Annotated in this window: 27 protein-coding genes; 19 read left to right on the plus strand and 8 right to left on the minus strand. The window is 71.1% G+C overall.

What is annotated here, in order from left to right:
* The first annotated feature begins 232 nt into the window (after positions 1–232).
* Genes LWP59_RS00535 through LWP59_RS00550 form a run of 4 tightly spaced genes read left to right on the plus strand, consistent with a single transcriptional unit; the run spans position 233 to position 3,544 of the window.
* Positions 233–613 (plus strand): DUF485 domain-containing protein, encoded by a 381-nt coding sequence (locus LWP59_RS00535; RefSeq protein WP_144637171.1) that lies wholly within the window; start codon positions 233–235, stop codon positions 611–613.
* Positions 610–2,226, plus strand: a complete 1,617-nt coding sequence (locus LWP59_RS00540) for a solute symporter family protein (RefSeq protein WP_144637169.1) — start codon at positions 610–612, stop codon at positions 2,224–2,226. The genes LWP59_RS00535 and LWP59_RS00540 overlap by 4 nt, the downstream gene beginning before the upstream one ends.
* Before the next feature lie 53 nt (positions 2,227–2,279).
* Complete coding sequence (locus LWP59_RS00545; RefSeq protein ID WP_144637167.1) at positions 2,280–2,627, plus strand: rhodanese-like domain-containing protein; 348 nt, start codon at positions 2,280–2,282, stop codon at positions 2,625–2,627.
* A 5-nt stretch (positions 2,628–2,632) separates the two neighbouring features.
* Positions 2,633–3,544 carry a DUF4328 domain-containing protein gene (locus LWP59_RS00550; RefSeq protein WP_144637165.1) on the plus strand — a complete coding sequence of 304 codons (912 nt, stop codon included), beginning with the start codon at positions 2,633–2,635 and terminating at the stop codon, positions 3,542–3,544.
* Here LWP59_RS00550 and LWP59_RS00555 read toward each other — a convergent pair.
* Complete coding sequence (locus tag LWP59_RS00555) at positions 3,536–4,690, minus strand: cytochrome P450 (RefSeq protein ID WP_144637163.1); 1,155 nt, start codon at positions 4,688–4,690, stop codon at positions 3,536–3,538. The two genes, LWP59_RS00550 and LWP59_RS00555, sit on opposite strands and share 9 nt — an antisense overlap.
* 63 nt (positions 4,691–4,753) lie before the next feature.
* Between LWP59_RS00555 and LWP59_RS00560 the strand changes: the two genes are divergently transcribed.
* The 4 genes from LWP59_RS00560 to LWP59_RS00575 all read left to right on the plus strand — a co-directional run bounded on the left by LWP59_RS00560 (position 4,754) and on the right by LWP59_RS00575 (position 7,389).
* Entirely contained in the window at positions 4,754–5,614 is an 861-nt protein-coding gene (locus LWP59_RS00560) for a DUF5926 family protein (protein ID WP_144637161.1), read from the plus strand.
* Positions 5,611–5,952: a DUF952 domain-containing protein gene (locus LWP59_RS00565; RefSeq protein ID WP_144637159.1), complete on the plus strand. Its 342-nt coding sequence runs from the start codon at positions 5,611–5,613 to the stop codon at positions 5,950–5,952. Before LWP59_RS00560 ends, LWP59_RS00565 begins: the two co-directional genes overlap by 4 nt.
* Positions 5,953–6,070: 118 nt before the next feature.
* A complete protein-coding gene (locus tag LWP59_RS00570) occupies positions 6,071–6,565 on the plus strand; it encodes a SigE family RNA polymerase sigma factor (RefSeq protein ID WP_144637342.1) in 495 nt (164 codons plus the stop codon).
* Positions 6,562–7,389, plus strand: coding sequence for a hypothetical protein (locus tag LWP59_RS00575; protein ID WP_191334787.1), 828 nt, complete (start codon positions 6,562–6,564; stop codon positions 7,387–7,389). Before LWP59_RS00570 ends, LWP59_RS00575 begins: the two co-directional genes overlap by 4 nt.
* A 1-nt stretch (position 7,390) precedes the next feature.
* Here the strand turns inward: LWP59_RS00575 and LWP59_RS00580 are convergent, their stop codons facing one another.
* From LWP59_RS00580 to LWP59_RS00590, 3 genes are all read right to left on the minus strand, one after another.
* Positions 7,391–7,939: a ferritin gene (locus tag LWP59_RS00580; protein ID WP_144632376.1), complete on the minus strand. Its 549-nt coding sequence runs from the start codon at positions 7,937–7,939 to the stop codon at positions 7,391–7,393.
* 120 nt (positions 7,940–8,059) lie between these two features.
* Positions 8,060–9,262 (minus strand): arginine deiminase, encoded by a 1,203-nt coding sequence (locus LWP59_RS00585; RefSeq protein WP_144632378.1) that lies wholly within the window; start codon positions 9,260–9,262, stop codon positions 8,060–8,062.
* 35 nt (positions 9,263–9,297) lie between these two features.
* Positions 9,298–10,104, minus strand: coding sequence for a CPBP family intramembrane glutamic endopeptidase (locus LWP59_RS00590; protein WP_144632381.1), 807 nt, complete (start codon positions 10,102–10,104; stop codon positions 9,298–9,300).
* A 24-nt stretch (positions 10,105–10,128) separates the two neighbouring features.
* On the opposite strand from LWP59_RS00590, the gene LWP59_RS00595 reads away from it, so the two are divergent.
* The gene (locus LWP59_RS00595) at positions 10,129–10,593 is read left to right on the plus strand and encodes a PPOX class F420-dependent oxidoreductase (protein WP_144632384.1); all 465 of its coding nucleotides are present in this window, start codon (positions 10,129–10,131) and stop codon (positions 10,591–10,593) included.
* Here the strand turns inward: LWP59_RS00595 and LWP59_RS00600 are convergent.
* Positions 10,590–11,357: a DUF2470 domain-containing protein gene (locus LWP59_RS00600; protein ID WP_144632387.1), complete on the minus strand. Its 768-nt coding sequence runs from the start codon at positions 11,355–11,357 to the stop codon at positions 10,590–10,592. The two genes, LWP59_RS00595 and LWP59_RS00600, sit on opposite strands and share 4 nt — an antisense overlap.
* Before the next feature lie 194 nt (positions 11,358–11,551).
* Between LWP59_RS00600 and LWP59_RS00605 the strand changes: the two genes are divergently transcribed.
* Entirely contained in the window at positions 11,552–12,406 is an 855-nt protein-coding gene (locus LWP59_RS00605; protein WP_267903741.1) for a hypothetical protein, read from the plus strand.
* The gene (locus tag LWP59_RS00610) at positions 12,403–13,032 is read left to right on the plus strand and encodes an IclR family transcriptional regulator (RefSeq protein WP_144632394.1); all 630 of its coding nucleotides are present in this window, start codon (positions 12,403–12,405) and stop codon (positions 13,030–13,032) included. Before LWP59_RS00605 ends, LWP59_RS00610 begins: the two co-directional genes overlap by 4 nt.
* On the opposite strand, the gene LWP59_RS00615 is transcribed toward LWP59_RS00610, so the two are convergent.
* A complete protein-coding gene (locus LWP59_RS00615) occupies positions 13,025–13,621 on the minus strand; it encodes a TMEM165/GDT1 family protein (protein WP_144632397.1) in 597 nt (198 codons plus the stop codon). The two genes, LWP59_RS00610 and LWP59_RS00615, sit on opposite strands and share 8 nt — an antisense overlap.
* 157 nt (positions 13,622–13,778) lie before the next feature.
* Entirely contained in the window at positions 13,779–14,639 is an 861-nt protein-coding gene (locus LWP59_RS00620; RefSeq protein WP_144632400.1) for an NmrA/HSCARG family protein, read from the minus strand.
* A 139-nt stretch (positions 14,640–14,778) separates the two neighbouring features.
* Here LWP59_RS00620 and LWP59_RS00625 point away from each other — a divergent pair, with 139 nt between their 5' ends.
* The 4 genes from LWP59_RS00625 to LWP59_RS00640 all read left to right on the plus strand — a co-directional run bounded on the left by LWP59_RS00625 (position 14,779) and on the right by LWP59_RS00640 (position 21,703).
* The gene (locus LWP59_RS00625; protein ID WP_144632403.1) at positions 14,779–16,263 is read left to right on the plus strand and encodes a cytochrome ubiquinol oxidase subunit I; all 1,485 of its coding nucleotides are present in this window, start codon (positions 14,779–14,781) and stop codon (positions 16,261–16,263) included.
* Between the two features lie 75 nt (positions 16,264–16,338).
* Positions 16,339–17,346, plus strand: coding sequence for a cytochrome d ubiquinol oxidase subunit II (cydB, locus tag LWP59_RS00630; protein WP_144632406.1), 1,008 nt, complete (start codon positions 16,339–16,341; stop codon positions 17,344–17,346).
* The gene (gene cydD, locus LWP59_RS00635) at positions 17,343–20,540 is read left to right on the plus strand and encodes a thiol reductant ABC exporter subunit CydD (protein ID WP_144632409.1); all 3,198 of its coding nucleotides are present in this window, start codon (positions 17,343–17,345) and stop codon (positions 20,538–20,540) included. Before cydB ends, cydD begins: the two co-directional genes overlap by 4 nt.
* A gap of 8 nt (positions 20,541–20,548) precedes the next feature.
* Positions 20,549–21,703 (plus strand): GAF domain-containing sensor histidine kinase, encoded by a 1,155-nt coding sequence (locus LWP59_RS00640; RefSeq protein ID WP_144632411.1) that lies wholly within the window; start codon positions 20,549–20,551, stop codon positions 21,701–21,703.
* Here the strand turns inward: LWP59_RS00640 and LWP59_RS00645 are convergent.
* Positions 21,625–22,440 (minus strand): NAD(P)-dependent oxidoreductase, encoded by an 816-nt coding sequence (locus tag LWP59_RS00645; protein ID WP_144632414.1) that lies wholly within the window; start codon positions 22,438–22,440, stop codon positions 21,625–21,627. The two genes, LWP59_RS00640 and LWP59_RS00645, sit on opposite strands and share 79 nt — an antisense overlap.
* A 90-nt stretch (positions 22,441–22,530) precedes the next feature.
* Here LWP59_RS00645 and LWP59_RS00650 point away from each other — a divergent pair, with 90 nt between their 5' ends.
* The 4 genes from LWP59_RS00650 to LWP59_RS00665 all read left to right on the plus strand — a co-directional run bounded on the left by LWP59_RS00650 (position 22,531) and on the right by LWP59_RS00665 (position 24,792).
* Positions 22,531–23,184, plus strand: a complete 654-nt coding sequence (locus tag LWP59_RS00650; protein ID WP_144632417.1) for a GntR family transcriptional regulator — start codon at positions 22,531–22,533, stop codon at positions 23,182–23,184.
* 53 nt (positions 23,185–23,237) lie between these two features.
* Positions 23,238–23,465, plus strand: coding sequence for a hypothetical protein (locus tag LWP59_RS00655; protein WP_144632420.1), 228 nt, complete (start codon positions 23,238–23,240; stop codon positions 23,463–23,465).
* 67 nt (positions 23,466–23,532) lie between these two features.
* Positions 23,533–23,712: a P-loop NTPase family protein gene (locus LWP59_RS00660; RefSeq protein WP_186383001.1), complete on the plus strand. Its 180-nt coding sequence runs from the start codon at positions 23,533–23,535 to the stop codon at positions 23,710–23,712.
* Between the two features lie 72 nt (positions 23,713–23,784).
* The gene (locus tag LWP59_RS00665; protein ID WP_144632423.1) at positions 23,785–24,792 is read left to right on the plus strand and encodes an ABC transporter substrate-binding protein; all 1,008 of its coding nucleotides are present in this window, start codon (positions 23,785–23,787) and stop codon (positions 24,790–24,792) included.
* The last annotated feature ends 25 nt before the right edge of the window (positions 24,793–24,817 follow it).

Genomic DNA, 24,817 nt, shown 5'->3' on the forward strand with positions numbered 1-24,817 from the left:
TTGGTTTCACCCTTTTGGCGGTTACTTTGCACTCCGTTGAGACAGCCTTGGAAGGCGCGTCACTCGTAGAGTGCGCAAAGCGGTCACCGTTGCTGAAACGCGACACGATCTCGGTCTACCTTGAGTAATCTCTTTCACTCAAAAGGATTAACAACATAGCTCCGCTTTAAGGGCAAGATCTACCGCAGCCATCGACCGGAAGAGGTAGAGACATGGAGAGTGAGGTCGTCCCGTGAGCACCACCGACCAGGGCCTAGACGAAGGGACGGGCCCGGGCAGCGACTGGAAACAGGTGCAGGAGAGTCCGGACTTCGTCCAGTTGCGGCACCGGCTCCGCACCTTCGTCTTCCCGATGACGGTCCTCTTCCTGGCTTGGTACCTGCTGTACGTCCTGCTCGCGGACTACGCGAGCGGCTTCATGAAGACCAAGATCGCCGGAAACTTCAACGTCGGCCTGCTCATCGGTCTGTTGCAGTTCGTGTCCACGTTCGTGATCACCGCGCTGTACGTCCGGTACGCCAACCGGAAGCTCGACCCGCTCTCGGACAAGATCCGCGGCGAGGTCGAGGGCGACAAGATCGAGACCACGACGGCCGAAGGAGACGCCGAGTGAAGACACTCGCCGCGGGCGTCGAGGGCAGCAACCCGACGCTCAACATCATCATTTTCGCGGTCTTCGTCGCGATCACCCTGGTGATCGTGTTCTGGGCGAGCCGCAACACCAAGACGGCCTCGGACTACTACGCCGCGGGCCGCGCGTTCACCGGTCCCCAGAACGGCATCGCCATCTCCGGCGACTACCTGTCGGCGGCCTCGTTCCTCGGCATCGCCGGCGCGATCGCGGTCAACGGCTACGACGGCTTCCTCTACTCGATCGGGTTCCTGGTCGCGTGGCTGGTCGCCCTGCTGCTGGTCGCCGAGCTGCTGCGCAACACGGGCAAGTTCACCATGGGCGACGTGCTCGCCTTCCGGATGCGGCAGCGTCCGGTGCGGGCGGCGGCCGCGGTGTCGACGCTGATCGTGTCGATCTTCTACCTGCTCGCGCAGATGACCGGCGCCGGTGGCCTGGTCAACCTGCTGCTCGGCGTGCAGGGCAACGTCGGCCAGGACATCGTCATCGCCGTGGTCGGCGTGATCATGGTGCTGTACGTGCTGATCGGCGGGATGAAGGGCACGACCTGGGTGCAGATCATCAAGGCCGCGCTGCTGATCGTCGGCGCGCTCGCGATGACCATCTGGGTGCTCGGCAAGTACGGGTTCAACTTCTCGAGCCTGCTGCAGCACGCCGTGGACAAGGCGGGCGGCGGCGCGAAGGGCGAGGCGCTGCTCGGGCCTGGCAAGCAGTACGGCAAGACCGGCACCTCGAAGCTGGACTTCCTGTCGCTGGGCATCGCGCTGGTGCTGGGCACGGCAGGCCTGCCGCACGTGCTGATGCGCTTCTACACGGTGCCGACCGCCAAGGACGCCCGGAAGTCCGTGGTCTGGGCGATCGTGCTGATCGGCGTGTTCTACCTGTTCACCCTGGTGCTCGGCTACGGCGCCGGCGCACTGGTGGGCGCGGACACGATCAGCAAGGCGCCCGGCACGACGAACGCGGCGGCCCCGCTGCTCGCGCTCGAGCTCGGCGGACCGGTGCTGCTCGGGTTCATCGCCGCGGTCGCGTTCGCGACGATCCTGGCCGTGGTCGCCGGGCTCACGATCACCGCGTCGGCGTCGTTCGCGCACGACGTCTACGCCAACGTGATCAAGAAGGGCAAGGTGGACAGCAAGAACGCCGAGGTCCGCGTCGCCCGGTTCACCGCGCTGGTGATCGGTGCGATCGCGATCGTCGGCGGCATCCTCGCCAAGAGCCAGAACGTCGCGTTCCTGGTGGCGCTGGCCTTCGCGGTGGCGGCGTCGGCGAACCTGCCGACGCTGCTGTACTCGCTGTTCTGGAAGCGGTTCAACACCCGCGGCGCGCTGTTCAGCATCTACGGTGGCCTGGTCGTCACCATCGTGCTGATCGTCTTCTCGCCCGCGGTGTCCGGTGAGACCACCTCGATGATCAAGGGTGCGGACTTCGCCTGGTTCCCGCTGTCCAACCCGGGCCTGGTGTCCATCCCGGTCTCGTTCTTCCTCGGCTGGCTCGGCACGGTCCTGTCGAAGGAGACGAACGACGACAAGTACGCCGAGATGGAGGTTCGCTCGCTGACCGGCGCCCATGCCGAGAAGGCAACGGTGCATTAGCGCCAGATCCGAGCTCACGTGCACGGAACGGAGGCGCGTGGGAAACTGAACGGGTGAATCCGGCTCAGCTTCCCACCGCCTCCGTCTCCGAACTCCCCGCCAACGACGTCACGCTGCTCGACGTGCGGGAGGACGACGAGTGGGCCGCCGGGCACGCCCCCGGCGCGGTCCACATCCCGCTGGGCGAGCTGCCCGCCCGCGTCGAGGAGCTCGCGAAGCTGCCCGACGACAAGCCCGTCTACGTCGTGTGCCGCTCCGGCGGCCGCTCCGCGCGTGCGACGGCCTGGCTCAACGCCAGCGGCTGGGACGCGGTGAACGTCGCCGGCGGCATGAAGTCCTGGCACACCGAGGGCCGGCCCGTGGTGGGCGAACACCCGGACACGCCGCCGGAGATCCTCTAGCCCCCATGCAACCCGGCCGCTACAACTTCCGCCCGCGGGTGCGGTGGGTCGCGTCCCCGCCACCCGGCGCACTGCCGCCGCGCCGCGCCCGGCCGGTCGAGCGCTACACCGGCCCGCCCGCCTATCCCGTGCCGCCGCGCTGGGGGTTCCCGAACCTGACCTGGCGCGAGCCGACGCTGGTGCCGGGCATGCCGTCGAGCTATCCGCTGCCGGTGGAACGGGTGCGGCTGCTCTCCCGCAACGCGGTCACGATCCTGTGGTTCCTCGCCGGGCTCGCGCTCGTCGGCGCGGTGGCCGAGTTCTGGCGGTACGCGCTACTGGTGATCAGCCGGAACTCCGCGCTGGACACCGACGTCGTGGCGATGTCGGACGCGCTGGAGATCATCGCCTCCCTGCTGACGGTCGTGTTCGGGTTGCTCGGCATCGCCTCGGTGCTGTGGTGGCTGCTGATCGCCCGCCAGGCCGCGGCGGACGAGAACGGTCACGAGCCACCGCGCTCGGCGTGCCAGGTGCTGGTCGGCACGCTCGTGCCAGGGCTGAACCTGGTGCTGGCCGGCTCGATCCTCGCCGAGCTGGAGCACGCGATCCTGCGCCGCCCGGTGGCCCGGCGGCCCGAGCCCTCGCGGCTGGTGCTCACATGGTGGGCGGCCTGGGTGCTCGACGCCGTGCTGATGATCGTGGTGATCATCTGGCGGTTCCGCGACGGCGTGCAGGCGCAGGCCGACGCGGTGTTCCTCAGCGGGCTGCTCGACACCTCGGCGGCCGTGCTCGCCGCGCTGACCGCCGTGGTGGTGCACCGCCTGACGAGCCTGCTGGCGCCGATCTCGCTCGACCGGCTCCGGGTGCGCCGGGTGGTCGCCGTCAAGGGCGCGCCCGCGCCCACGCTGCGCCCGGTCCGGCCGATCACCTCACGCTGACACGGGCAGCGTTCGCAGACCGCGGATCACGAACTCCGGCCGCCGCTCCGGCTCGCCCGCCAGGCGCAGGCCGGGCATCCGCCCGGTGAGGGCACGCAGCGCGGCGGCGATCTCGATGCGCGCCAGCGGCGCGCCGACGCAGTAGTGGATACCCGCGCCGAAGCCGAGGTGCTGGTTGGGCGAGCGACCGAGGTCGAGCGTGCCGGGCGCGTCGAACACCTCGGGGTCGCGGGCGGCCGCGCCCAGCAGTGCGGCGATCTTCTCGCCCTTCGCGACCCGGAACCCGGCGATCTCGACGTCCTCGGTCGCGGTGCGTTCGAACAGCTGCAGGGGCGAGTCGAAGCGGATGAGCTCCTCGACGGCCGGGCCCAGCAGCGCCGGGTCCTCCCGCAGGCGCTGCCACTGACCGGGGTGCCGCAGCAGCGCCCACACTCCGTTGCCGATGACGTTCACGGTGGCCTCGTGCCCGGCCATCAGCAGCAACACCGCGGTCGCGACGACCTCGTCGCCCGTGAGCTCGGCCTGGACCAGGTCGCTGACCAGGTCCTCGCCGGGCTTGCGACGGCGTTCCTCCGTGAGCGCGCGCAGGTAGCCGGCGAAATCCCGCGCCGCCTCCTCGGCCGCCTGCCGACCGTCGGGCGGCAGGCCGTACTCGTACATCTTCACGATGGCGTTCGACCACGGGACCAGCCGCGGCCGGTCGGGCTCGGGAATGTCCAGCAGTTCGGCGATCACCGCGACCGGCAGCGGTTGCGCGAGGTGTTCGAGCAGGTCCCCTTCGCCGCGTTCGGCCAGCTCGCGCACCATCCCGTCGGCCAGCGCGGCGACCGTCGGGCGCAACCGCTCGACGTGCCCGCGCCCGAAGGCGCCGGCGATCGACCGCCGGAGCCGCGTGTGCGCGGGAGGTTCGTTCTCCAGCAAGGAATTGCGGTGCAGGAGGTTGAACGAGACGAACTGTTCCGCGGGCTGCGCGTCCGACCAGATCCGGCCCAGCCCCCGATGCCGCAGCACCGTCGAGGCCGCCTTGTGCGACACGGCTATCGCCAGCCCGAGCCCCTCGTGGTGATGGACTTCGCCGGCCGCCCGCAACCGGGCGAACTCCGGATAGGGATCGGCGAGAAAGCCGGGGTCACCAGGATCGAACACCCGCCGACCCTAACCCGGTGGTGAGTTCGGTAGCGTCTGCGGCCAAGCTGTCGAGGAGGGCACATGGGCAAGGCCGCGCGGAAGAAGAACAAGGCGCCGAAGGTGCGCGAGGTGTTCGTGGCGCAGCCGTTCGAGGGGCTGGCCGCCGAACCCGAGCTGATCGCCCTGCGCGAGTTCGTGCCGTCCGCGACCGCGCCCCTGCCACTCGCGGACGCCGGTCGCGAGGTCACCCTCGCCACCGTCCTGCCGGGCGCCGCGGCCGCGTTCGTCCGCACCGACGAGCGCGTGTTCGTCGGCCTGCAGGTGCAGACCCGCTCCTCCGACATCAGCCGTGACCTGGGCCGCTCGCTGAAGTGGGCACTGGACGCCAAGCCCGGCGACGTGCTGTCGGTGCCGGACACGACGACCCCGGGTGGCGAAGGGGAGCGCCTGCAGGACCTCCTGCTCACCGACGCCGAGCTCGAGGTCACCGTGCACGCGAACTTCGACTGGTGGCTGCCCGAGGACGCCGACGCCGACGGCGAGGTCAAGCTGTCGCTGGACCGCGCGAACGAGGCGATCATGCCCACCGAGCGCCTCGGCACCGGCTCGTACTGGGTGCTCGCGGGGGAGAAGGCGCACCTGCGCTGGGTGCGCCCCGAGCCGGAGAACAAGCTGCTCCAGGCTCTGGCCCGGCTGTCCGCCGCCGGTGAGCTCGGCCTCGGCGAGGGCTCGCGCTACGCCGGTTCCTTCCGCGCCCACGGCCTGCTGGTGCCGGTGTGGGACCTCGACCCGGAGGCGCACGCCCGCGAGTGGGCCGGGCCCGCCGAACAGCTCGGCGCGCGCCTGGACCGGGCGCTGGCCTCGCTCGACGAGAAGCCGCTCGACGCGGCCGAGCGGCGCGCCCGCGACGGCCTCATCGGCCGTCAGCTGACCCTGCGGTGATCCTGCACATCTGTCCGGCGGCGGACTGGACGGGCGAGACCTACCGGGCCGCATCGCTGGACACGCTCGGGTTCGTGCACTGCTCCGACCCCGGCACCACGGCACTGCCCGCCAACGCGCTCTACGCCGGCCGCACCGACCTGGTGCTGCTGGAGATCGACCCGGCGCGGCTCGGCGTACCGGTGCGCTGGGAGGAAGGCAGCCCGCCGCACCCCGCCGGCGTCTGGTTCCCGCACGTGTACGGGGCGATCCGGCCGGAAGCCGTCGTCGCGGTGCACCCGTTCCCGCCGCAGCCGGACGGGATGTTCCGCCTGCCCGAGGCCCTCGCCAACCGATAGCCCGCCTCGTGCGTCCTCATAGCCGGAGGCACGAGCTGAGGGGGACGGCATGGGAGGCGCTACGGTGACCAAGACCGTCCCGGCCATCGTGAACCGGCCGGTGGGGAGGGAATCGCCGATGGCGGGTGAGCTCACGGACTTCGAAGAGTTCGTGCACGCGAGCCTTCCCGGCCTGCTCCGCTACGGGCACGCGCTGACCGGCAACCCGCACGACGCGGCCGATCTCGTGCAGACGGTGCTGGAGAAGATCGGGTCGCGGTGGACCCACGTGCAGCGCAAGACGGGGGACCCGCTCGCCTACATCCGCAGGTCGATGGCCAACGCACACGTGAGCCGGTGGCGGCGGACCCGCCGGGAGAACCTCGTCGCCGACGTCCCCGACGCGCGCCAGGTGACCCCGCCGGATCCGTTCGAGCACGAACCACTGTGGCAGGCCCTGCGGGAACTGCCGCCGAGGCAACGCGCGGTCATCGTGCTGCGTTACTACGAAGGACTGTCCGAGGTCGAAATCGCGCAGACGCTGGGCATCAGCCAGGGCACGGTGAAGAGCCAGGCCAGCAAGGCGATCGGCAGCCTGCGGACCAAGATCACCGGAGGGAGGGAAGTGGGTTGACCGACAAGGACGACCTGGACGCCGAACTGCGCCGGCTGTTCGACGACGACCGGCTGGACGTGCGGCCGAGCGCGGACGCACCGGCTCGCATCCTCACCGGTGCCCGCCGGGCCCGCCGCCGCCGCACCGCGCTGACCGCGACCGGTGGCGTGCTGAGCGCGGTGGTGCTGGTCGGCGCCGGCCTCGTCCTGGGGCAGCTGCGTTCGACGCACACCGACACGGCCGCGCCGGTCCTGCAGCCGACGGTGAGCGACACCGCGTCCTCGGCGCCGCTCACCCCGGCCCCGCTCGTCCCGCCCCCCGGCAGCCCCTCGTCCGGTGAGGCCTCCGGCAGCGTCGGTCAGTCGTCGCCGTCCCAGACCGCGGGCCGGGCGTCCCCGCCGCCGGCCGCGCCGCCCAGCAGTGCGACGCGGAGCCTGAACATCCCACTGGTGTCCGGGCCGGTACTCGGCCCCAACGGCTACAGCAAGCTCGTCCTGGGGATGTCCTTCGCGGACGCCAAGCAGACCGGGCTGCTCGCGGGCGCGGACACCCCGCCCACCGGCTGCGCGGACTACACGCTCACCGAAGGCACCGCGGGCGTCCGCAATGTGACCATCTCGGACACCCTCGGCATCGTCAGCTTCGAGGCGAGCGGCGCGCACACGCCCGAACGGATCCGCGTCGGCTCCACCAAGGACGAGCTGGAGGCCGCCTACCCGGCGCTCGGCAAGAGCGGCGGCGGGTACTCGGCCGCGGCCGGCTCCGGGAGCAGCTACCTGTTCATGGTCGACGACCGCAACCGCGTGGCCAGCCTGCTCCTGGTCGGCCCCGCGACCTGCTGAGCTACAGCTTGCCGCCGGCCACCGGCGGCATCCCGGAGTCGCCGTCGTCCCCGGCCGCCTCGCGGGCCAGCCAGTTCTCGACGTCGAACAGGTTGCCGTTGGCGCGGCGCACGACGTTGAGCAGCGTGGTCATCTTCGAGACCTCTTCGATCTGCTCCTTGAGGAACCACTGCACGAACTGCTCGCCCTGGTAGTCGTCCTGCTCACGGGCGGTCTTCGCGAGGATGCGGAAGTCGGCGGTGACGCCCTTCTCCTGCTCGAGCGCGAGTTCGACCAGTTCGGTCACCTCGTTGAAGTCGTTGCGGACCTCGCCGGTGCCCGGAATCTCGACGTGGTGGTCGATGTCCATCAGGTACCGGGTGATGGCGAGCGCGTGGTTGCGTTCCTCGACCGCCTGGCGGTAAAAGAACTTCGCGAGCTGCGGCAGGTCCGAGTTGTCGAACCAGACCGCGAGCGCGACGTATTGCTGGGACGCGGTGAACTCGTTCTGAATCTGCTGTTGCAGCAGCTCATGGAACTTGGAGCACGGTTCTTTCCGTTTGATGGCCATGTTCCGAGAATAGGTGATCAGCAATTCCGATCACCACTCGGAGCTGGTGATTCCGGCCCTATTCGGTTAGGCTTACCCATAATAGGGAAGCCTAATTCGGTAAGGCTTTCCTAATTAAATTCATTCGATCGGGTCGCGCACGACCGGGCAGGACATGCAGCGCGGGCCGCCCCGGCCCGAGCCCAGTTCCGAGCCCGCGATCGCCAGCACCTCGATGCCGGCCTCCTCGAGCCGCGCGTTGGTCTCCCCGTTGCGCTCGTAGCCGACGACCACCCCGGGCGCGAGGGCGAGCGTGTTGTTGCCGTCGTCCCACTGCTCGCGCTCGGCGGTCACCGGGTCGAGGCCGGTGTCGATGACCCGCAGCTTCTCGATGCCCATCGCCTCGGCGGCGGCGTGCAGGAACGGCTCCGGGCCGCTGACGTCCAGCGAACCGTCGTGACCGGGGCGCATCGTGAAGGCGACGAGCGAGTCGCGCGCGAGCGGGTACATCACCACGGCGTCGCGGTCGACCATCGTGCACACGGTGTCCAGGTGCATGGTGGCGCGCTCCTGCTCGATCGGCACCGCGAGCACCGTGTGCACCAGGTCGTCGGCGAACACCGACCGCGCGAGCGACTCCGCGCCCGCGGCGGTGGTCCGCTCGCCGACGCCGATCGCCAGCACGCCCGGCGCGAGGAGCATGACGTCGCCGCCTTCGACCGGCGCCGAGTGCGCGCCGTAGGCACGGGCGGCGTGCCGGAACCGCGGGTGGTAGGCGTAGATCAGGTCGAGCAGGACCGTCTCGCGGCGGCGCGCGGGCATCGCGAGCGACGAGATCGCCACCCGGTCCCCGATCCAGACCGAGGAGTCGCGCGTGAACAGCAGGTTCGGCAGCGGGTCCACGGCGAAGTCGTGCGGGCGGTGCATCTTCCGCACGAGCGACGCGCCCTCCCCCGCCGGGAGCTCTTCGAAGGTGACTCCGCAGGTCAGCACCTCGGCGAGGGTGGTGGCGTCTACCCCGGACAGGTGCGAGCGCAGCGAGTCCGCGAGCGTCTGCCCGAGCCGCAGCTCGTCGACGGCGGCGTGCACGCCCGCGGCGTGCGCCCGGTCGTCCTCCAGCGCGGCGCGGAGCATCTCGACCAGGAGCAGCACCTCGACCCCCCGGCCGCGCAGCACCTCGGCGAACGCGTCGTGCTCCTGCTGTGCCCGGTCCACCCAGGGGATCGAGTCGAACAGCAGCTGGTCGTTGTTGCGCGGGGTGAGCCTTTTGAGCTCGTTGCCCGGCCGGTGCAGCAGGACGGTACGCAGTGGCCCGACTTCGCTGTCCACCCTCGGTTGCCTCATGCACTGAATTTAGCCGTGGCGCGCAACGGCCGGTCTTACGGCAGCCAGGACAGGTGCCCTTTGAGCAACGCGTAGCCGACGAACGAGACGACGTCGAGGATCGTGTGCGCGACCACGAGCGGCCACAACCGGTTCGTCCGCTGCCACACCCGGCCGAACACCAGTCCCATGATCAGGTTGCCGACGAACCCGCCGAAGCCCTGGTAGAGGTGGTAGGACCCGCGCAGCACGGCCGCCGCGAACAGGCCGGTGTTCTCCCGGAAGGCCAGCTGCCGCAGCCGGGTCAGCAGGTACCCGACGACGAGCACCTCCTCGGCGAACGCGTTGCCGAACGCCGAGAGCGTGAGCACGACCGGCCGCCACCACGTGTCGCTCAGGGTCGAGGGCGAGACGGCGAGGTTGAAGCCGAGCTTCCAGCCGATGAAGTACAGCGCGAGGCCGGGGATGCCGATCAGCGCGGCGAGCCCGGCGCCCCACAGCACGTCGCGGCCGCGCCAGCCCAGTCCCACCGACCGCAGCCGGACACCGGCGCGCACGAGTAGGTACGCGCCCAGCGCGCCCCAGCCGACGAGCTGGACGACGCTCAGCAGCTGGGCGAGCAGGTCGATCAGGTTCAGTGCGGCCTGTGGCGCGTTGAGCGCGACGTGCTGCTGGCTCAGCGGGGTGGGCTGGAGCAGCGAGTCCAGCAGCGAGAGCAGGCTGCGCGCGCCCGAGAGCCCGAGGGTGATGCCGAAGACGATCAGGATCTCGATCTTGATCCGGCGCCGCTCGGCCTCGTCGCCGACCAGTTCGGGCAGGTCCGGACGCTCGGGGCGCAACCAGTCGCGGGCGAGGGACGTCACGCGCGCACGCTACCTTCTGTCCTCATGGCACCGAAAATAGCGACGGCGGACCGTGTTGACCGTGAAGAGCTGCTCGAGTTCCTGCGGCCCCGGCACCGCGCCATCCTGATGACCACCCGTGCCGACGGCACCCCGCAGCTCTCGCCGGTCACCGCCGGCATCGACACCGAGGGCCGGTTCGTCGTCTCCACCTATCCCAAGCGCGCCAAGGCGACCAACGCCCGGCGCAGTCCCGCGGTGTCCGCCTGCGTGCTCTCCGACGAGTGGAACGGCGCGTGGGTCCAGCTCGACGGGCAGGCCGAGGTGCTCGACATGCCGGACGCGGTGGAACCGCTGGTCGAGTACTTCCGCTGCATCTCCGGCGAGCACCCGGACTGGGACGAGTACCGCGAGGCCATGCGCAAGCAGAACAAGAGCCTGATCCGGGTCACCATCGAGCGCTGGGGCCCGATCGCGACGGGTGGTTTCCCGCCGGAGCTGGCCGACTAGCTGTATCGGGCCAGGAACGGGCAGCCGACGAGCCGCCGCAGTTCGCCCGCCAGCTCGGCGGTGTTCGACAGCGGCCGGGAGAACGCCAGCCGGACGTCGTGGTCCTCGGTCTCGGTCTCGACCCGCAACCGCAGGCCGAACCGGTCGAGGCCGAGCGGCCGGATGCGCCCGCCGCGCAGCTCCTCGGGCACGTGGCGGGCCAGTTCGGCGACCACGTCGGCGTGCTCGTGCTCGAGGTGGCGGAGCCAGCTCGTCTCGTACGTGGCGAACGGGTCGGCCGTCGCGGCGCTGAACATGTGCGGGCGCAGCGAGTGCGTGCCCTCGGCGTCGGCGAGCACGAGCGAGGCGGGGGTGAGGCGCAGGAGGCTCGCCCCGTGACCGAGGTCGAGCAACCGCGGGTCGGGCCGCGCCTCGGCGATCGCGAGCGCCCTGGCCCGCGCGGCGGCCGCGCCGAGCGGGCGGAGCCAGCCGGTGATCCACAGCAGCCCGCGCACGGGTTCGCGCAGGTCGACCGGTGCGTGGTCGGCCAGCTCGAACATCACGGCGACCTCGGCGTCCGCGGCCCTGGCGAGCAGTGGGTGCTCGTCGCGCAGCAGGACGCTCACGCTGCCGCTCGCGTGCACGTGGTGCAGCTCGGGGACGACGCGCTCGCGGCTGCTGGGACCGGTCGGCACGAGGGAGCCGGGGCAGTCGCGGGTCGCGATCGTCTTGGCTCGCTCGGCCGGCGCGGGTGCGGGCGGACGGCGGGTGGAAGTCTGGGTCACGAGGCCACCTCCTAGTTAGGTGAGCCTAACCTGCCTTCTCGGAAAGGGGAAGCGATCTCACTACGCCGACCGGACGAACGTGCTCGGGCATGCGGGGCACTGCTCCGACCGGCCCACGCGCTTCCGATGTCCGCCCTGCGGGCCCGTTTGTCCGGCTGTCGTACGCTACTAGCGTGTCCCTTGTGTCAAGCGCTGTGGAACTCACGCCCCCCGGCCCCCGTGGAATTCCTCCCCTCTTCGCGCGGCTCGTAGACGACTCGGCGCTGTTCCCACCGGGGACCGCGACCATGCCCGAAGCGTTGCGCGCGCACTTCGAGGCGAGGGCGGGTGACCGGGCCGGGCTGCTCGGCGTCTTCCTCTGCCAGGCCTCCCGGCTGCCCGAGCTGATCACCGAGCTGATCAAGGTGAAGCCGAAGCAGCCGCTGCCGCTGTCGCTCATCATCGACACCGGCCTCGGCGGGGTGCCGAAGGCGATCTCGATCGTCGAGTCCCGCAGCGAACTGCTCTCCCTGCGCATGGTGGAGATGCCCGCACCGTCCGATGTGGACGAAGTGTGGCTGGAGCGGGTGTCGGAGTTCGTACCCGAGGACGTGATCCGGGTGGTCGAGCCGCGCCGCGGGGTCGGCTGGCTCGACGGCGTGCGCAAGGTGATCGAGCACGGCAGCTGGCCCAAGATCCGCTGCGGCGGCGTGTCCAGCGAGAACTTCCCCAGTGTGGACGAGGTGGCCGACTTCCTGGCCGTGCTCAGCGGGGCGACCGGCGCGTCCTTCAAGGCGACCAACAGCCTGCACCGCGCCGTGCGGCACGAGGACCCGGCGACGGGTATCGCGCACCACGGGTTCCTGAACCTGCTGGTCGCCGTCGGGCGCAGCCTTTCCGGTGGCGACGTGCGCGACGCGTTGTCCTCCACCGATGGGCAGCAGCTCGCCGACGAGGCGCGCGGGTTGTCCGAGCAGGCGGCCAAGGCGGTGCGCGCGTTGTTCGCGTCCTACGCCTCGGCGACCTTCGCCGAGCCGACCGCCGACCTCGAGGCGCTCGGACTGCTGTGACCGCCGAGGGGTCGCTGACCCTGGACCGTGGTCTGGCGTTGCTGCAGGCCGTGGCGGACGCTGCGGGTGAGGCGGCGACCATCTCCGAACTGGCCACGACGATCGGGGCGAGCCGCGCCGCGGTGTACCGGCTGCTCGTGCCCTTGGTCGCGCGCGGCCTGGTCCGGCGGGACGGCAACAAGGTCCGCCTCGGCGTCGCCGTGCTGCGGCTGGCAGGCCAGGTCGTGCCGCAGTTGCGCGAGGTCGCCCGTCCGGTCCTGCGGACGCTCGCCGAGAGGTCCGGGGCGACGGCGCATCTGTCGATCGCGGAGGGCGACCAGGTCGAGACCGTCGCGGTGGCCGAGCCGTCGTGGACGGACGTGTACGTGGCCTACCGCGTCGGCACCCGGTATTCGATCGGTGTCGGCGCGGCCGGCAAGGCGATGACCCTGCGCCAGGGCGGCCGCGGGTGGGTCGCGTCGACCGGTGAGGTCCAGCGGGGCGTGGCCGGCCTCGCCACACCCGTGCGGGGCGTGCCGGGGCTGCGGGCGAGCGTGGGTGTCGTGGCGCTGGGCGCGATCAAGGCGGAGACGGTCGGTCCTCAGGTGCTGGCCGCGGCCGCGGAGCTGGCCGACGCGCTCAGATGAGCTGCCAGAGCGCGACCAGCGCCAGGCCGGCGAAGACGAAGCCGGCGACGCGCTGGATGAGCTGTGGCCGGATCCGGGCCCGGATCTTCTGCCCGAGGAGGATGGCGACACCGGCCACCGCGATCAGCGCCGCGAAGGCGCCGACGGCCACAGCGACGGGCTCGTTGTAGCGGGCGGTCAACCCGGCGGTGGCCAGCTGCGACGCGTCCCCCCACTCGGCGGCGAACAGCACGCCGAACGACGTGAGCGCGGACCGGAAGAACGTCGCCGGACCGGGGCCGGACCGGACGGCGTCCTCCGCCCCGCCGCGGTCGGCGGAAAATCCCTCGCGCAGCAACAGGAAAGCACCGAGACCGAACAGCACGGCCACCACGCCGGCCACCAGGTTTTCCGGCAACAATGTCAGCGCCCGGCCGAACAGAACGGCGATCACGCATTGCACGGCGAATGCGGCGGCCACCCCGGTGAACACGGGCCACGCGCGGAACCGGGTGGTCAGGACCAGCGTCGCGACCAGCGTCTTGTCCGGCAGCTCGACGGCCAGGACCAGCGCGAACGTGCTGACCAGCGCCAGTAGTGCGGTACTCATGCCTGTTGCTGCCCCCTTTCACTACAACGATAAAGGGGGGACACTGCGAATGCGAGCAGGTTGGAATTGCGAATTACCGTTTCAGTTACCGGTAAAACTATTTCTTCGGCGCACCGAAACAATTTCTTACCCGCGGCGCGGGCCTTACGAGGTGGGGTTATGCCCGACCGTGCGCAGCCGGCTGCGGGGCCAGCAGCGCCTTGATCCTGGGCGCCCCTGTCCGCTCGAGCCACGTGGCGAAGGTCATCAGCCCGGGGTGCCGCCGGCGCAGGGCCGGGATGTCCGCGCTCGCCTGCGCGAGGGAGTTCATCACCTCGTACCCGGCCGCGAACCGCGGGTTGACCTTGCGCAGGTCTTCGATCGCGAGGTGCTCGTAGGGCACCGGCAGCCCGGTCGCCGCGCTGACCGCGGCCGCGATCTCCGGCGGGGTCAGCGCGTCCCCGGCCAGCTCGATGGTCTGGCCGCGGTAGGTCGCGGGGTCGGTGAACGCGAGTGCGGTGAACGCGGCGATGTCGTCGAGCGCGATGAGCTGCTGGCGGGTGTCCGGGTTCAGCGCGGTGCGCAACGTGCCGTCGCTCAGGCCGAACAGCGGGTTGAAGTAGTTCTCCATGAAGGAGGACGGCCGCAGCACGGTCGCGGACACGCCGAGCGTGGCGAGGTACTGCTCCACCCGCCATTTGTCCTGTTGAAGCCCGAGCGCGGCGAGCCGGTCGGCGAGTTGGCCGGAGCTGTGGACGAGGTGGCCGACCCCGTGCTCGTGGGCCGCGTCGGCGATCGCCTTGCCGTCGGCGAACTCGTCCTCGCCGGGCGCGAGCGGGCCGGGATGCACGCTGAACACCGCGTCGACGCCCTCGAAGGACGGCGAGACGACCATCTCCGCGCCGGCCAGGGCCCGCGCCTTCGCGCTCGACGGGTCCCGGGTGACGCCCCGGACCCGCCACCCGTCCGCGAGCAGCCGTCTGGCGACGGCACCGCCCTGCTGTCCGGTGGCGCCGAAGACCACGGCGAGCCTGCTCATGCCATCCTCCTGAAAGCGGGGCGCTAGTTCCACTTCGACAATACGGAACGGGCGCCCCGCTTGTCCAGGACCTAGGTCCCGCCAAGATCAGGACTCCGGGACCTGATGCCGTGCGGGGCGCGCGAGCAGGCTGGACAGCGTGGACGTACTCCAGCTGGCGAGGTGGCAGTTCGGGATCACGACCGTCTACCACTTCCTCATGGTTCCCCTGACGATCGGGCTGTCCGTGCTGGTCGCGGGCATGCAGACGGCATGGGTCCGGACCGGGCACCGCCGTTACCACGAGATGACCAAGTTCTGGGGGAAGCTCCTGCTGGTCAACTTCGCGATGGGCGTGGTGACGGGCATCGTGCAGGAGTTCCAGTTCGGGATGAACTGGAACGCCTACTCGCGGTTCGTCGGCGACGTCTTCGGCGCGCCGCTCGCGATGGAGGGGCTGGTCGCGTTCTTCGTCGAGTCGACCTTCCTCGGGCTGTGGATCTTCGGCTGGGACCGGTTGCCCAAGCGGGTGCACCTGGCGTGCGCGTGGGCCTTCTCGCTCGCGACGGTTGCCTCGGCCTACTTCATCCTCGCCGCGAACTCCTGGATGCAGCATCCCGTCGGCGTGGCCTTCGTCGACGGCAAGCCGACGATGCGCTCGATCTGGGCGGTGCTGACCAACAACACCGCGCTCGCCGCGATCCCGCACACCATCGCGGGCGCGTTCTCGGTCGCCGCCGCGTTCATCGTCGGCGTCGCCGCCTGGCACCTGTGGCGCAAGCGCAAGACCGATGACGAGCACCGCGCGACCTGGCGGACCTCGTTGCGGCTCGGCGGCTGGGTCGGCGTGGTCGCGTTCGCGGTGCTCGCGATCACCGGCGACACGCAGGGCAAGCTGATGTTCGAGCAGCAGCCGATGAAGATGGCTTCGGCCGAGGCGCTGTGCCACACCGAGCAGCCCGCGAGCTTCTCGATCATCGCGATCGGCGACGTGGCCAGGCAGAACTGCGAGGACGTCAAGACGTTCAACGTGCCGGCGCTGCTGTCCTTCCTGGCGCACAACGACTTCAAGACGCAGGTCACCGGCGTCGAGGACCTGGTCGGGCAGTACCAGGCGAAGTACGGCACGAACTACCCGGACGACCCGGCACTCGGCCAACTGGCGGGGAAGCCGATCGATTACACGCCGAACCTGCCGGTGACCTACTGGGGCTTCCGGATCATGATCGGCTTCGGCGCCATCTCGGCGGGCATCGGCGTGCTGGCCCTGTGGCTCACCCGCAAGGGCCGCATGCCCGACTCGAAGTGGTTCCCGCGCCTGGCATTGCTGGGTATCGCGACTCCGTTCATCGGCAACAGCGCCGGCTGGATCTTCACCGAGATGGGCCGCCAGCCGTTCGTCGTCGTGCCGAACCCGTCGGGGGTGGACGGGGTGTGGATGTTCACCGCGCAGGCAGTGTCGAACTTGTCCACAGGGGAGGTGTGGACCTCGTTGCTCGCGCTGACCTCGCTGTACCTGGCGCTCGGCGTGGTCGAGGTGTTCCTCATGCGCAGGTATGTCCGCGGTGGGGTCGAGGGTGTGCTGCCACCCGAGAAACCCAAGCAGGACAACGATTCCGGCGATGCGCTCGCCTTCGCGTACTAGGGCAGGGGCGAAGGGCATGTGGATAACTCGGCTATTTGTGCACAACCCTGTGGACAACCTTGAGGAGGACGTGCCATGAGCCTCGAAACCCTGTGGTTCTGCATCATCGTCCTGTTCTGGCTGGGCTACCTGTTCCTCGAAGGCTTCGACTTCGGCGTGGGGATGCTGCTGCCGGTGCTCGGCCGCGACGACACCGAGCGGCGCGTCATGATCAACACGATCGGCCCGGTGTGGGACGGCAACGAGGTGTGGCTCATCGTCGCGGCCGGCGCGATGTTCGCGGCCTTCCCGGACTGGTACGCCTCGCTGTTCTCGGGCGCCTACCTGCCGTTGCTGCTGGTGCTGCTCGCGCTCATCGGCCGCGGGGTGGCGTTCGAGTACCGCGGCAAGGTCGACTCGCCGCGCTGGCGCCGTAACTGGGACCGCGTCATCGTGCTCGGCTCGTGGCTGCCGCCGCTGGGCGTCGGCCTGCTGATCACCACCACGGTGCTGGGCCTGCCGCTCGACGAGCACGGCAACCGGATCGGCTCGGCGTTCGCGGCCGTCCGCTGGGACACGCTGCTCGGCGCGCTCGCGGTGGTCGGGTTCTCGCTCGTGCACGGGGCCGCGTTCCTCGCCCTCAAGACCGGCGGCGAGCTGCGGGACCGCGCGCGGCTGCTGGCCATCCGGGTGCTGCCGGTCGCGCTCGTGCCGCTGGTGGTGCTGCTGCTGATCGTGCAGTTCCGCGAAGGTGCCCTCTGGACCGTGCTACCGCTCGCGGTCGCCGTGGGCGCGGCCGTGGTCGCGTGGCGCAAGCTGGTCGCCGACCGGGACGGCCAGGCGTTCGCCGCCCTCGGTGTCACCATCGCGGCGGCGGTCGTGACCTTGTTCGGCGCGCTGTACCCGGACGTGCTGCCCTCCACCGCGGACCCGGCCAACTCGCTGACCGTCGCGGGCGCGGCGTCGAGCCACTACGCGTTGCAGGTCATCACCTGGGTCGCCGCGTTCGGCGCCCCCGCCGTGCTCGTCTACCAGGGCTGGACGTACTGGGTGTTCCGCAAGCGGATCAGCACCGCGCAGATCCCGCCGGTGCACACACCATGACCTTTCCCGGAAGCACCACCCTTCCCGCCGAAGTGTCCACAACGGACACAGTGCGACTGGGAAAGGGACCGCTCGGCGCGCTGCCCGCTCTGTCTGCAGCGGCGCGCCGGGCGCTCGCCCTTGCCGCTGTACTCGCGTTGCTCAACGCCGCCGCGCTGGTGGCACAGGCGTTCCTGCTGGCCTCGGCCTGCGCGACGATCGTCGCGGGTCACGGGGTGCGCCCGGCCGGACCGGCGGTGCTGGCGGGCGTCGTCCTCGGCCGTGCGCTCATCGTCTGGGCCATCCGGACGGTCGCCGCCCGGGCCGCCGCGGGCGCGAAGGAGGAGCTGCGCGCCAAGGCGGTCGACCACGCGTTGCGGCTCGGCCCGGAATGGGTCGCCGCGCGCGGGCCCGCCGAGCTGACCACGTTGGCCACCAAGGGACTCGACGCGCTCGACGCCTACTTCACCGACTACCTGCCCGCGCTGGTCACCGCAGCCGTGGTACCGCTGGGCGCGGGCGCCGCGATCCTGGTCACCGACTGGCCGTCCGCGGTCGTCATCGCACTGACCGTGCCGCTGCTGCCGCTGTTCGCGATCCTCGTCGGCAAGTACACCGCGACCCGTTCGGCCGCCGCGACAGACGCGCTGCACCGGCTTTCCGGGCAACTGCTGGAACTCGTGCGCGCGCTGCCGGTGCTGGCGGCCTTCCGCCGCGCCGAGGCCCAGGCGGAGACGGTCCGCCTGGTGTCCGAGCGGCACCGCCGCGCGACGCTGAAGACCTTGCGGGTGGCGTTCTCGTCGGCGTTCGTGCTGGAGCTCGCGGCGACGTTGTCGGTGGCGCTGGTCGCGGTGCTCATCGGGGTCCGGCTGGTGAACGGCGACCTGCCGCTCGCGATCGGGCTGGGCGTGCTGATCCTCGCGCCCGAGTGCTACCAGCCGCTGCGGTCGGTCGGCGCCGCCTTCCACGCGAGCGAGGACGGGGTCGAGGCGGTGCGCCGGGTCGCCGACGTCCTCGCGCAGCCCGTCGTGCCCGACGGCACGGTGGTGCCCGGCCGCGGCGAGGTCCGTGTCGAGGGCCTGCGGGTCGCGCGCCGGGACGGCTTCGCGCCGGACGGGGAGTCGTTCGTCGTCCGGCCGGGCGAGATCACCTGGCTGCGGTCGCCGAGCGGCGCCGGGAAGTCGACGACGCTGGCCGTGCTGCTCGGCTTCGTCCGGCCCGCGTCCGGTCGTGTCACGATCTCGGACGTCGATCTGCCGGACGTCGCGATGTCGGCATTCAGACGACAGGTCGCGTGGGTGCCGCAGTCGCCGGTGTTCACCAGCGAGACCGTTCGCGAGGAGCTGGCGGGCGCCGCCGACGACCTGCTCGCCCAGCTGAACCTCGCGGGCTTCGAATCCGCGCGCCTGGACCAGCTGTCGCTCGGGCAGCGTCAACGAGTCGCGGTCGCGCGCGCCTTGTCCCGCGACGCGTGGCTGCTCCTGCTCGACGAGCCGACCGCCCACCTCGATGCCGCCAACGCCACGCAGGTCATGGCCGTGATCGAGGCGGCCCGCCGCCGTGGTGCTGCCGTGCTCATCGCCGCGCACGAGCGGCCCGGTGCGGTCGCGGCCCAGCCCGGGCGCGCTGTGCTACCGGCGGAACGGCGGACCGTCCACACGGGACGGCCGGTGCGCCGGCTGGTCGAAAAGCGCTTTCTCGGCGGTGCCCTGCTGGGTGCGCTGGCACTGGTCGCGGGGCTGGCGCTGACCGCCACGTCGGGCTGGTTGATCGCGAAAGCCTCGCAGCAGCCGCCGATTCTGACGCTGACCGTCGCTGTCGTGGGCGTACGCGCGTTCGGGCTCGGCCGCGCCGTACTCCGGTACGCGGAACGCCTGACCACGCACGACGCCGCGTTCCGGATCGCCGGGCGGCTGCGGGTCGAGCTGTGGAAGTCGTTGGTGCGCCTCGGTCCCGCGCACAGCCTGCGGCACGGCGAGAGCCAGCGGCGGCTGGTCGCCGACGTCGACACCGTGCGCGACCTGCTGCCCCGGGTGCTGACCCCGCCGCCGGTGGCTGGGACCACGCTCGTCGCCGCGATCGTGGTGCAGACCGTGCTCCTGCCGAGTGCCGGACTGGTGCTGGCGGTCGCGGTCCTGCTCGGCGCGGTCGCCGCGCCCCTGCTGGCGCTGCGGCTGGAACGGCGGGCGACCTCCGCGCTCGTGTCCGGGCGGCGGGCGGTCAGCGCGAAGGTGCTCGAACTGTTCGAGGGTGCGGCCGAACTGCTGGCCTTCGACCGCTATCGGACCCGCCGTGCCGAACTGGCCGGAACCGACGCCGGGCTCGTCGCCCAGGCACGCCGCCAGGCGTTCGGCGCCGGCGCGGCCGATGGCCTGATCACGCTGGTCACCGGTCTGGCGGCGGTCGGCGGCAGTTGGCTCGCGGCCGGGCGTCTCGGGCCGGCGCTCGTGCCGGTCGTCGCCCTGATCCCGCTCGCACTCGCCGAGGTCCTCGCGCTCCTGCCGCCGGTCGCGCAGCACTGGGACACGCTGCGGGACGCCCGGACCCGGCTCGACTTCGCCACTCCCTCGACCGAACGGCCCGAACACGGCGATCACGTCGAGCTGAGCGGGGACATCGCATGGCCGGACGGCCCGCCGGTGCTGCGTGACGTCGACCTGGAGATCCCGCCGGGCGCACACGTCGCGGTGGTCGGCGCGTCGGGCGCCGGGAAGTCGACGTTGCTGGCCGCGTTGCTGGGGTTCCTGCACCCCGAGCGCGGCAGCGCCGTGGTCCCGGCCGAGGTCGCGTGGGCACCGCAGGACCCGCAGCTGGTGTCGACGACCGTGGCCGAGAACCTGCGCCTGGCCGACCCGCACGCGAGCGACGACCGGCTGGCCGACGCGCTGCGCCTGGCCTGCCTGCCGGAGCTGCGCCTCGACACGGTGCTCGGTAGCGCGGGCAGTGGCCTGTCCGGCGGCCAGGCACAACGGCTTGCGCTCGCCCGCGCACTGGTGGCCGCGCCGAACGCCGGGTTGGTACTGCTCGACGAGCCGACGGCACATCTCGACGAACCCACCGCCCGCCGCCTCCGGGCGAACCTTCGCACCGCGCTCGCCGGACGCACAGTGGTGCAGGTGACGCACCATCCGGACGAAGCGGCCGACGCCGACTTCGTGCTCGAGGTCCGCGACGGCCGCGTGACCACCCGGGTGCCGGAAGGCGTCTACGCTTGACATCGCTCATGGAACCGACGCTTGCCGCCCACGCACTGTCCGCGGCCACGGACATCACCACCGCCGCCCTCTCCGGAGACGAGCCCGACGCGGTCCTCGCCTCGGTGGTGCAGAAGGCCGCCGAGCTCGCCAAGGCCGACCTCGGCCTGATCATGGTGCGCAACGACGATGCCAGCGTCACCGTGGAGGCTGTGTACGGGTTGCAGACAGCCGATGTACGAGGCTTGTTACTGCCCGCGCACTCGGTCGCGGGGCAGGTCGCCCGCGGCGGCGAGACGGTGGTGACCGACGACTTCACGGTGGACCCGCGCACCGCGCCCCACGTGCCCGCCGAGCTGCGGGAGTACGGCCCGTTCGCGGCCGTGCCGTTCGGGGCCGGCGGCCGCATGCTGGGCGCACTGGCGGTGTATCGGATGCAGGGCGCCGAAGGTTTCTCCCCGGGCACGGTCGAGGTGCTGACGGCGTTCGCCGCGCAGGTCGGTGTCGTGCTGGCGCTGGCGGAGGGGGCGAACGCCCGGCACCGCGTCACCCTCTACGAGGAGCGCGAACGCATCGCCCGCGAGCTGCACGACGTGATCGTGCAAAGGCTGTATGCAGCCGGTATGCAGCTCGACCGGGTGCGGCGGCGGATGCGCAAGCGGTTCGCCGGCACCGACGCCGCCCGTCTCGGCGAGGCGATCGACCAGCTCGACCAGACGATCGGGGAGATCAGGGCGACCGTGCACAGCCTGCGCTCGCCCGCGCCGGAGCCCGAGGCGACGCCGAGGACCGACCTCGCCGAGTCCGCCCGCGGCGAGGTGCGCATCGCGGAGGAGCTGCTCGGCTTCCCGCCGACGCTCGAGCTGTCCGGCGAGTTCGCCGACATTCCCGCCGAACGGGCCGACCACATCCGCGCCGCGCTGCGCGAAGCACTGTCCAATGTGGTCAGGCACTCCGGTGCGAGCGAGACCAGGGTGACCCTGCACCGCGACGCACACGAGGTGCGGCTTCGCGTGCGGGACAACGGCTCGGGCGTGCCGCAGGGGGTCGCGACCCGTGGGCTGCGGCATCTCGCCGAACGGGCCAAGAGCGCCGGCGGGAAGTTCTACCTCAACTCCTCGCCGAGCCTCGGCACGCTGGTCGCGTTCGACCTGCCGTTGGCACCGGACAAGCGCGCGAGCTGATCCCGGGCGGCCGCGGCGACGTTCGCGGGCACGCCCAGCTCGCCCAGCATGTCCGCGGCCGCGGCCATCTCCGTCGTCCGGCGCGTGGCGTGCCGGTGCGAACCTGTCACCAGCCTGTCCACAGTGGACTTGTCCGCGGTGGTCAGCTCGTGCTCGATGATCTCGCGCAGCCAGTCCTCGCAGCCCGCGGCGCGGGCCGCCTCCAGCGCCTCGACCACTGCGGCCGACATGCCCTTGAAGAACACGCTGCGCAGGAGCTTCCGCTCCGCGGCCAGGCCCGCTTCCCCGGCCATCACCTCGACCGACGCGCCGAGCGAGCGCAGCAGCACGGCCGTGGGCTCGGCGGCGGGCCCACTCGCGAGCATCGGCACCCGCAATCCCTTGCCCGGCACCGGTGCCATGATCGAGATGTCGGTGAACGGCACCGCACCGGCGATCGAGGCGAGCTCCCGCTTGAGGCCGGGGGAGCCGGTGTTCAGGTCCGCCCAGATGCCGGTCGTGCCGGGCAGCCCGGCCCGCAGCGCGTCGACCGCCGCCGTCGCGCTGTTCACGCTCAGCACGAGGTCCGCGCCCCGGGCCGCCTCCGCCTCGGACGAGGTGTCGACGATCCCGTCGGCTGCCCGGACGGCCGGGTCGTAGCCCCGGACGACGGCGCCGGCGGCGACGAGGTCGCGGGCCAGCGCCCCGCCTGCCTCGCCAAGGCCGAGGACCGCGATCGTGGCTGGCGTTCCGGACATAAGGGGCTCCTCCTTGGGTAAGTACTACGATCGAGTAGACGATGTACTGAACAAAATTGTCAACAATCCGTGCTGAGGAGTGGGGAAGCAGTGACGGAAGCCCAGGTCGAACAGCCTGTCGTGGTCGCGATTCGCGACGCGATCGTGCGCGGTGAGTTCGTGCCCAACCAGCGGCTGGTCGAAGCCGACCTGTCCGCCCAGTTCTCCGCCAGCCGCGCGAACGTCCGCGCCGCCCTCATCGAGCTCGCGAACGAGGGGCTCGTCGAGCGGGTGCAGAACCGCGGGGCCCGAGTGCGCGCCGTGTCGATCGAGGAGGCCGTCGAGATCTCCGAGGTGCGGATGATGCTGGAGGCGCTGTGCGCGGCGAAGGCGGCCGAGCGCATCACCGACGACGAGATCGCCGAGCTCGGGCAACTGGGCAAGGACATGCGCGACGCGGTCGCCCAGGGTGACGTCGTCGGCTACTCCGGGCTCAACCAGCGACTGCACCTGCGCGTGCGGCAGATCAGCGGGCAGCGAACCGCCGCGCAGCTGCTGGAACGGCTGCGCGGGCAGAGCGTGCGCCACCAGTTCCGGCTCGCGATGCGACCCGGCCGCCCCTCCGTCTCGCTGCCCGAGCACCTCGCCATCATCGACGGCATCTGCGCACACGACCCGGAAAAAGCGCAGGAGGCGGCCCGTGCCCACCTGGAGAGCGTGATCAAGGCGCTGCGCGAGGCGGACGTGGCCGCCAGTCGCCCTTGACCCTGTCGCCAAAGTAAACAATCTGGTCGGAGAAAATGGCGCAAAGGAGCGACATGGCCGACCATCCGAAGCCCTCCGAGCACGGCCGCGAGCTCGTCCGGGGTGCCGAGCGCGCGGACTTCGTCCGCTGCACCCGGCGAAGGCGTACGGCGCATCGTCGTCGCGAGTTCACCTCGCAGCGCATCGGCGCGCGGCGACAGCAGGCACTCGCCGAGAAGGGCGTCCTGCTGGAGCAGATCGCTTGGTGGACAACGGTTTCACGGACGAGGAGGTCCGGTTGATGACTGTCCACAACAGCCGATGGCGGGTCGGCGCCGAACCGCTGGCCGACGCAACGGAGCGGCTCCGATGACCGCGGTGCTGACCGCGGACGCGGTCACCAAGCAGTTCGCCAAGGGCGACGCGGCGATCGTGGCGCTGCGGGAGTTCTCGGTGGAGATCTCCGAAGGCAGCTTCGTCACCGTCCTCGGCCGCAGTGGCTGCGGGAAGTCCACGCTGCGGGGGTGTTCGCGACGCTGGTCGTGCTGAGCGTCGTCGCCGGGATCCTCAACGTGTTCGTCGGCCTGATCGGGCGGCGCGTGAACCGGTGGAAGCCGCTCCATGACTGACCGCCGGAGCGTGCTGAAAGCGCTTGCCGCGGCGCCGCTGCTGTTCGCCGCGGGCTGTGCGACCCGCGAGTCGACCACGCCGGCGGGCGTGCTCAACATCGGGCAGATCAGCGACTCGGTCGCCTTCCTGCCGTTGTTCATCGCCGAGAAACAGGGCTACTTCAAGGCCGCGGGCATCACGCTCGGCGAGCGGCCGCGGCTGGGCACCGGGGCGAAGGTGGCCGCGGCGCTCAAGTCGGGCAGCGTCGACCTCGGCGCCGGGGTGATCACCGACGCGTTCAACCTCGCCAAGATCGACGACGGCACCCGGCTCGTGACGAGCCTGGTCACCGAGTACTACGTGGACGTCGTCGTCCCGCCGTCGTTCCCCGAACCGGCCTCGCTGAACGAGAAGATCCAGGCGCTGGTGGGCAGGAAGATCGGCATCACCGGTCCCGGCAGCGGCACCGAGGCGCTGGTGGACTACCTGTTCAGCAGCATCGGCCGCAACGCCGCGACCGATTCGACGCTGGTGAACCTGGGCAGCGCGACCACGTCCGCGATCGGCGCGATGAAGACGAACCGGGTGGACGCGCTCGCGTTCTTCCAGCCCATCGCCCAGCAGGCCGCGGCGGCGAACGTGGGCAGGACGTACATCTCCCCGGCGCGCGGTGACGTGCCGAGCCTGCGTGGCGCGTTGCACGGCGTCGTGTTCAGCACGCGGAAGCTGCTCGACCGCAAGCAGGAGGAGCTGGCCGCGTTCCAGCGCGCGATGACCAGGGCGCTCGCGGACATCCACGGCGCGCCCGCGCAGGCCCGGTCGCTGCTGGGCCAGTACCTCAAGGGCACGGACGCGAAGGCGCTCGACGCACTGATGCCGATCCTGCCGCGGGAAGTACCGGCGACACCGCAGGTGCAGCGCGGTTCCTTCGAGACCGCACGGAAGTTTCATCTGGACAGTGGGCTGGTGAAGAAGGCACCGTCGTACGAAGCCGTTTTGTACAACCAGCCTGGGGTGTAGCAAGCCGCGCGAAGGAGGTCGTCGG

The organism is Amycolatopsis acidiphila, assembly GCF_021391495.1.
GTDB classification, from domain to species: Bacteria; Actinomycetota; Actinomycetes; order Mycobacteriales; family Pseudonocardiaceae; genus Amycolatopsis_E; species Amycolatopsis_E acidiphila.